Consider the following 6,674-nt stretch of genomic DNA (forward strand, 5'->3'; position numbering starts at 1 on the left):
CCCGCCGGCGGCGCCGCCGGCGCCGACCCCGTTCCGCGCCGCGCCGCCGCGCGTGGCCCCGGCGCCCGAGCCGGCCGCCGCCGATGACGGCGACGGTGACGACGACGAGTTCGAGAACCAGATGTCGCTCGCCGCCATCGAGGCCGAGCTGAAGCCGAAAGTGGTCGAGACCTTCGACAAGATCGCCGACAACTACAAGAAGCTGCGCCGCCTGCAGGAGCAGGACATCGCCAACCAGCTGCAGAGCGAGTCGCTGTCGCCGGCCCAGGAGCGCAAGTACAAGAAGCTCAAGGACGACATCATCGTCGAGGTGAAGTCGCTGCGGCTGAACCAGGCGCGTATCGATTCGCTGGTCGAGCAGCTCTACGACATCAACAAGCGTCTGGTGTCGTTCGAAGGCCGCCTGCTGCGTCTCGGCGACAGCCACGGCGTCGCCCGCGAGGACTTTTTGCGCAATTATGTCGGATCGGAGCTCGATCCGAAGTGGCTGAACCGCGTCTCGAAGCTGTCGGCCAAGGGCTGGAAGAACTTCGTCGCGGTCGAGAAGGACCGCATCAAGGAACTGCGCAGCGAGATCCAGCAGCTCGCCGGCCTGACCGGCCTCGAGATCGGCGAATTCCGCAAGATCGTGCACGGCGTGCAGAAGGGCGAGCGCGAAGCCCGCCAGGCCAAGAAGGAGATGGTGGAAGCCAATCTCCGTCTCGTGATCTCGATCGCCAAGAAATACACCAACCGCGGCCTGCAGTTCCTGGATCTGATCCAGGAAGGCAATATCGGCCTGATGAAGGCGGTCGACAAGTTCGAATACCGCCGCGGCTACAAGTTCTCGACCTACGCCACCTGGTGGATCCGCCAGGCGATCACGCGTTCGATCGCCGACCAGGCCCGCACCATCCGCATTCCCGTGCACATGATCGAGACGATCAACAAGATCGTGCGCACGTCGCGGCAGATGCTGAACGAGATCGGCCGCGAACCCACTCCGGAGGAGCTGGCTGAAAAGCTGGGCATGCCGCTGGAGAAGGTGCGCAAGGTTCTGAAGATTGCGAAGGAGCCGCTGTCGCTGGAAACCCCGGTGGGCGACGAGGAGGATTCGCATCTCGGCGACTTCATCGAGGACAAGAACGCGATCCTGCCGATCGACGCCGCGATCCAGTCCAATTTGCGCGAGACGACGACCCGCGTGCTGGCCTCGCTCACCCCGCGCGAAGAGCGCGTGCTGCGCATGCGCTTCGGCATCGGCATGAACACCGACCACACGCTGGAAGAAGTCGGCCAGCAGTTCTCGGTGACCCGCGAGCGCATCCGCCAGATCGAAGCCAAGGCGCTGCGCAAGCTGAAGCATCCGTCAAGGTCGCGGAAGCTCAGGTCGTTCCTGGATAACTGATCTCCACAGGATCGCTGATATCAAATGCCCGGCTCGCGCCGGGCATTTTTGTTGGTGGGGGCCGCGCGCTCAGCCGCCGTGATGTTCACCTTGCTTTCCGCTGGTCGTCCCCGCCTTCGCGGGGACAACTCGTGGAGAGAACGGCTGGCGGATTACGCGACGTTCATCCGCGTTACGCACTGAAATTGATCGCGATAAATGATTGAAAATTGCAAAGGCGGGCCGCGGGGCCCGCCGTTTGCGTGTCGGCTTGCATTTTCATCCGTATCGCTCACGGTCCTGTCCAACAAGCTGGTCGCTGATGGTGCGCGGCACGGGAAAGCCGTAACCCTCGCCTTGCCCCAGCCAGACTAATTGGTTGTTGGCGTGCCATTCGCCGCGGTAGAGTTCCGTTCCAACCATGCGAAGCGCTAGCTCAAGCGCGTCAATCGCGTCGATTCCCGAGACGTCGCGACTCCATGATTTGTCGGGCCATCCGATTTCAACGTGGCAAGACCAGTCGATCTTTGCAGGAATGGGTGAATGGACACGCACTGGAATTGAGATATCCGGCGTATCGGTCAAATGCAGGACGCGGAGCATGATAATCATGCGCATGCCTCGGAGGCCAAGTGGTGCGATGGGGCGCCCGGATCGACAGGCCGCCTATCGTTCCAGTGCTTGGCTGCTACACATCGCGCGAGCCGCGGCTCGCAACTCGTTGTGGCGCGGATGCGATCGTCGTAGGCCACATCGCGGCCGGCGCGGGCTGCAACACCACGCCGTTCACGCGGCTGATGCTTCCTGGTATCGAAAGACAAACTCCGCCTCGGTGATGAACAAATGTCGGTGCGCATGGCGGTCCCAGATCGTCGCGTCGGAGGCGCCCATCTCGGTGGGGCCGACCTTGATGGCCAGATCCGGCACGACGCGTCCGCTGCTGATTTGCGACCAGATATCGTCAAACATGGCTTCGGGCAGCGTCAGCGCCCCGCTCAGAAAGGCGTCGGCCTCGAACTCGCCGCTACGCTCGGCACTATAAAAACTCAGATATCCAATATATCCGACCGGGGCATGGGGAATGTTGAAATCGCTCGCGCCACGGATGAATGCCAGTTCGACGGTGGCGCCGCTGATATCGCCGGCCGGCGCAACCATGAAGCGTTTTCCGCCCCAGTCCATTCCGGCCCGTAGCCGCAGTGTCGCGGCGCGGTCCGTGCTCAGCAGCTGAAACCAGTCCTTTGCCACCAGGACGATCGCCTTCTCGAAGAAATCGTGGCTGGCCATCATACAAATTCCATATGGCCGTCGGCGACCGGATCATCTCAAATGCAAGCCAGGCACAGCATCCGCTGAAGCTGCCACATCCAGTAACGCTATTGTGAGACTATCGCGATCTATGCGGTCGAGGGCAAGGGTTTGTTCCATGCTTTGTGACTGTCGGCAACAGACGCCGTGTCGCTGATCGGTACATTGATCCGTGCAAACGGCGCGGCCGGGCAGGTCGCATACCGCGGCTGCTACGGCGGAGCCGATGCCGTGTATCGGTGGATGAAGCGCGCAGGCGGGCGGAATGGCGGAAGCGTCATCCGCCGCCATGCCGAGATGCGGCGATACGCTGCGCTATTGCGCCCTGCGCTCGCTGATTGCGCAGAGCCGGGACCTTCGCGAACACCGGCGTCTGGCATGGGCCCGGCTCCTGCGAAGCACCACACCCAAGGGGTGCGATGCATCGCGTCCGGGACATGATTCAACGTTGACCAATCATGCTCTAAGGTCCGCGCGCGCTCGGTCGTTTAAGACTTCAACAACGGGCAGACGGACTCACTGACCGGGCGGAAGGCGTCGGCCGCCGCGATGCGGCCGGTGACCTTGAAGTAGTCCCAGGGTTTTTTCGATTCCTCCGGTGTTTTCACCTGCACCAGATAGATGTCGCGCATCAGTCGGCCATCGGCCCGGATCGAGGCGTTGCTGGTCAGCGCGTCATTGACCGGGGTGGCGCGCATCTTGGCGAGGACGGCCTTGGTTTCAGTCGATCCGACCGCCTGCACCGATTTCAGATAATGCAGCGTGGCGCTGTAATTCATCGCCTGGGTCTCGCTCGGCGGCCGTCCCATCCGCGCCGCGAATTTCTCGGAGAATTGTCGGGTGCCGTCGCTGGCGTCCCAGTAGAATACCGAGCTCAGGATGGTGCCCTGGGTGACCGCGAGCCCGACGCTGTGCACGTCGGACAACAGCATCGCCAGCGCGGCGAGTTTCTGCTTGTCGCTGAAGATGTTGAATTCCCGCCCCTGCTTCAGCGCGTTCTGCAGGTCCGACACACCATTGGCAATCGCGATAACCTTGGCGCCGGAGGCCTGCGCCTGCAGCAGATAGGACGAATAGTCGGAGGTATTGAGCGGGTGGCGTACCGTGCCCAGCACCTTGCCGCCGGCGGCCTCGACCGCGGCGCGCGCATCGCCCTCGAGCGCGTAGCCAAGCGCATAGTCGGCGCTGATGATGAACCAGCTGGTGCCGCCCGCTTTGGTCAGGGCCATCGCGGCGGCATGCGCGAATTGGTAGGTATCATAGCCCCATTGCAGGCTGTTGGGATTACAATATTTGTTGGTCAGCTCGGCGCTGGCGGCACCGGTCGCGATCGAGATCCGGTCCTTGTCGCGGACCAGGTTTTGTACCGCGACGGCGACCGCCGAATTGCCGAGGTCCAGGATCAGGCCGACATCCAGATTGTCGATCCAGTTGCGGGCGATGTTCGATCCGAGATCCGCCTTGTTCTGGTGGTCCGCGGAGACCACCTCGATCTTCTTGCCGAGCACCGTACCGCCGAACTCCTCGATGGCGATCCGCGTGGCTTCCAGCGAGCCCGCGCCCTGGACGTCGGCATAGGCGCCGGACATATCCGCCAGCACACCGATCCGGACGACGTCGGCGGCACGGGCGAACGGCATCGGGTGTACGATGAATAATGAAAACGCGATCGCGAAAAAGCGGATGCTGCGCGGCATGTGGTCCCCCGTGACTGTTTGATGGAGATCGATGATCGATCTCCCCGGCCGTTCTTTGCGCGGCCTTGGTCGTATGTGCCGCAGGATCGTCACGCGCCGTCGAACCGCGCATCCGCGACGTGGATGCGCGATCGATCGTTGCGATGCTGAACATGCAAGCGGCGGAATGGATCACGCGGCTGAGGCCGCCGTCAATAGACGCGATGGAGCATGATGTCGCGGATGATGTTGTATCAAACAATGTTTGAACGCGGCATCGCGCGCGGTGGTCTCCAATGCATCGGCCATGGTTGCTTTTGCCGGCATGGCGACTAGCGTTGATGCCAGCCATGGACAGCAAACAAACATGGCACTCGCGATCCGATGGATCGGCGAGATAACAAAGCGAGGCTTCAGGGATGAATATGCAGGGCAAGATTGCGATCGTCACCGCCGCGGCATCGGGCACCGGCCGCGCCGGCGCGCTGATTCTGGCGCGCGAGGGCGTCGCCGTGTGCGTCGCCGATCAGGACCAGGCCGGTGTCGAGGCGGTGGTCGCGCAGATCAGGGGCCAGGGCGGTCGCGCGCTGGCGATGTCGGGTGATCTGCGCGACGATGCCATGGCCAGTGGGATCGTCGCGGCGACGGTCCGCGAATTCGGCGGGCTCGATCTGTTGTGGAATCATCTCGGCGTGCCCGGGCCTTCGGTGGTCGAGGGGCTGGACATGGAGGGCTGGGATCTCACCGTCGATCTCAATTTGCGCTCGCAACTCGTGACGACGATCGCCGCGCTGCCGCCGATGCGGGCGCGCGGCGGCGGCAGCATTCTGTTCACCGCCTCGACCTCTGGCCTGGCCGGCTCGCCGTGGAGCCCGACCTATTCCGCGGTCAAGGCGGGCGTGATCGGCCTGTCGCGCGGGCTAGCCAAGCGCTATGCCAAGGAGAACATCCGCGTCAACGCGATCTGTCCGGGTCCGATCGACTCGCCGATGCTGCGGGTGTTCGTGAATCGGCCGGACCAGCCCGGCAGCGCGGATGCCGACGTCGAGGCGCTGGTACGCAAGGCCGGCAACCTCAGCCCGATGGGACGCGCGGCGCAGCCGGAGGAGATCGCCGAGGTCGCGGTGTTCCTGTTGTCGGACAAGGCGTCCTACGTCACCGGTGTCGCGATGCCGGTCGATGGCGGCCAGATGGCCTGACAGGGAAGTGTAGTCCGTGCGGAAATTCTGGTAGTTCCTCAGCGACGCGACCCTCTCCACGCGCCGCGGCCCATGCTCCCTCCCCCCTTGCGGGGGAGGGTCGGGAAGAAGGGTACCAAGGGCGCCAACGTCTTGGATAGCGCGTAGCCCGGATGAGCGCAGCGAAATCCGGGATCGGTATCGATCACAAGCGCAAGATTCCCGGATATCGCTGCGCTCACCCGGGCTACGCCTGCTCCGGTGCGTGGCGATTGTCGCCGCTGCCGTCAGACATTCGACTGATCGTCCTGTGCGGATTTTCGGGACTGGCTCTCGGGTAGGGCGGATCAGCGCAGCGTCATCCGCCAAACTCGCCCGCGTCGGTCGGGCCGCGCAGCCCCCGGCCGCCGGTCGTTGCCGTCACGCGCCATCCCCCAGTATTCCCCGACAGCCTCGGGTGCGATTTTCGAGAATGGCCTGTCCGGAAAGACCGGCTGCGCGGTTGAGAAGGCCGCTGGCCGGGGAGCATTGCCGCCCCTCATGGTGCGGATGACGGCCCGCGGCCGTCATCCATCGCCGGGACGCCGGGCGCTGGCTTACGGAGTCGTCAGTTTGGTGTTCAAGGTAACGAACTTGGTGTTCAGCGTGCCGCCGAGCGTGGTCACGGCGGTGATGATGGCGAGCGAGATGCCGGCGGCGATCAGGCCGTATTCGATCGCGGTGGCGCCTGCTTCATCTTTCCAGAAATCAATCAATATGCGTTGCACGACATTTCCTTTGGTTAGGCGGGCTCAGACCCGCGGCGGCACATTGTCGGCACCAACCTAAGGTTGAGTGAATCAGGAAGGTAAAATTATGCCATCTCGCTCATTTGCGTAAAATGCCAAGAAACAGCCTTGAATTGGGGTATTTCCTCAATATCCAAATGATCGAACTACATCCTCTAATTGAAAAAACGTCCTGAGAAGGGGGCGCCGCCGGCCCGTCCCGAACGTCGATGCAACTGCAAGATCGACTTTTCCGGATGCCAGGCAACTTTCTTTTAACTCGTATTAAGGTACATTAATAACTTCAGCAATTTGAGGTTGCGGTCTCATGCGCGAGCTTTTCCGAAGGGTCCATTGCTTCCATCTGAACGAAACGGGC

6 protein-coding genes are annotated in these 6,674 nt (G+C 62.7%); 2 read left to right on the forward strand and 4 right to left on the reverse strand.

Features of this window, described 5'->3' with window-relative positions; all coding sequences use genetic code 11:
• On the forward strand, window positions 1–1,387 hold a 1,387-nt coding region (gene rpoD / locus Q0S16_RS25535), incomplete at its 5' end, for an RNA polymerase sigma factor RpoD (RefSeq protein ID WP_295855099.1).
• A gap of 258 nt (window positions 1,388–1,645) precedes the next feature.
• On the opposite strand, the gene Q0S16_RS25540 is transcribed toward rpoD, so the two are convergent.
• The 3 genes from Q0S16_RS25540 to Q0S16_RS25550 form a co-directional block, all read right to left on the reverse strand.
• Window positions 1,646–1,978 (reverse strand): hypothetical protein, encoded by a 333-nt coding sequence (locus tag Q0S16_RS25540; protein WP_295855101.1) that lies wholly within the window; start codon window positions 1,976–1,978, stop codon window positions 1,646–1,648.
• Window positions 1,979–2,152: 174 nt separating this feature from the next.
• Complete coding sequence (locus tag Q0S16_RS25545) at window positions 2,153–2,653, reverse strand: hypothetical protein (protein ID WP_295855103.1); 501 nt, start codon at window positions 2,651–2,653, stop codon at window positions 2,153–2,155.
• Between the two features lie 509 nt (window positions 2,654–3,162).
• Window positions 3,163–4,371, reverse strand: a complete 1,209-nt coding sequence (locus Q0S16_RS25550; RefSeq protein WP_295855106.1) for an ABC transporter substrate-binding protein — start codon at window positions 4,369–4,371, stop codon at window positions 3,163–3,165.
• A 398-nt stretch (window positions 4,372–4,769) separates the two neighbouring features.
• Here Q0S16_RS25550 and Q0S16_RS25555 point away from each other — a divergent pair, with 398 nt between their 5' ends.
• Window positions 4,770–5,549, forward strand: a complete 780-nt coding sequence (locus Q0S16_RS25555) for an SDR family NAD(P)-dependent oxidoreductase (RefSeq protein ID WP_295855109.1) — start codon at window positions 4,770–4,772, stop codon at window positions 5,547–5,549.
• 575 nt (window positions 5,550–6,124) lie between these two features.
• Here Q0S16_RS25555 and Q0S16_RS25560 read toward each other — a convergent pair.
• Complete coding sequence (locus Q0S16_RS25560) at window positions 6,125–6,295, reverse strand: Flp family type IVb pilin (protein ID WP_295855111.1); 171 nt, start codon at window positions 6,293–6,295, stop codon at window positions 6,125–6,127.
• Window positions 6,296–6,674: the final 379 nt, after the last annotated feature.

The sequence above is a fragment of the Tardiphaga sp. genome, assembly GCF_025356345.1.
Lineage (GTDB): Bacteria > Pseudomonadota > Alphaproteobacteria > Rhizobiales > Xanthobacteraceae > Tardiphaga.

Bases quoted from the DNA above. Each gene is read 5' to 3' on its own strand.
- Q0S16_RS25540 (WP_295855101.1), bottom strand. From the start codon at position 1,978: ATGATTATCATGCTCCGCGTCCTGCATTTGACCGATACGCCGGATATC.
- Q0S16_RS25545 (WP_295855103.1), bottom strand. From the start codon at position 2,653: ATGGCCAGCCACGATTTCTTCGAGAAGGCGATCGTCCTGGTGGCAAAG.
- Q0S16_RS25550 (WP_295855106.1), bottom strand. From the start codon at position 4,371: ATGCCGCGCAGCATCCGCTTTTTCGCGATCGCGTTTTCATTATTCATC.
- Q0S16_RS25555 (WP_295855109.1), top strand. From the start codon at position 4,770: ATGAATATGCAGGGCAAGATTGCGATCGTCACCGCCGCGGCATCGGGC.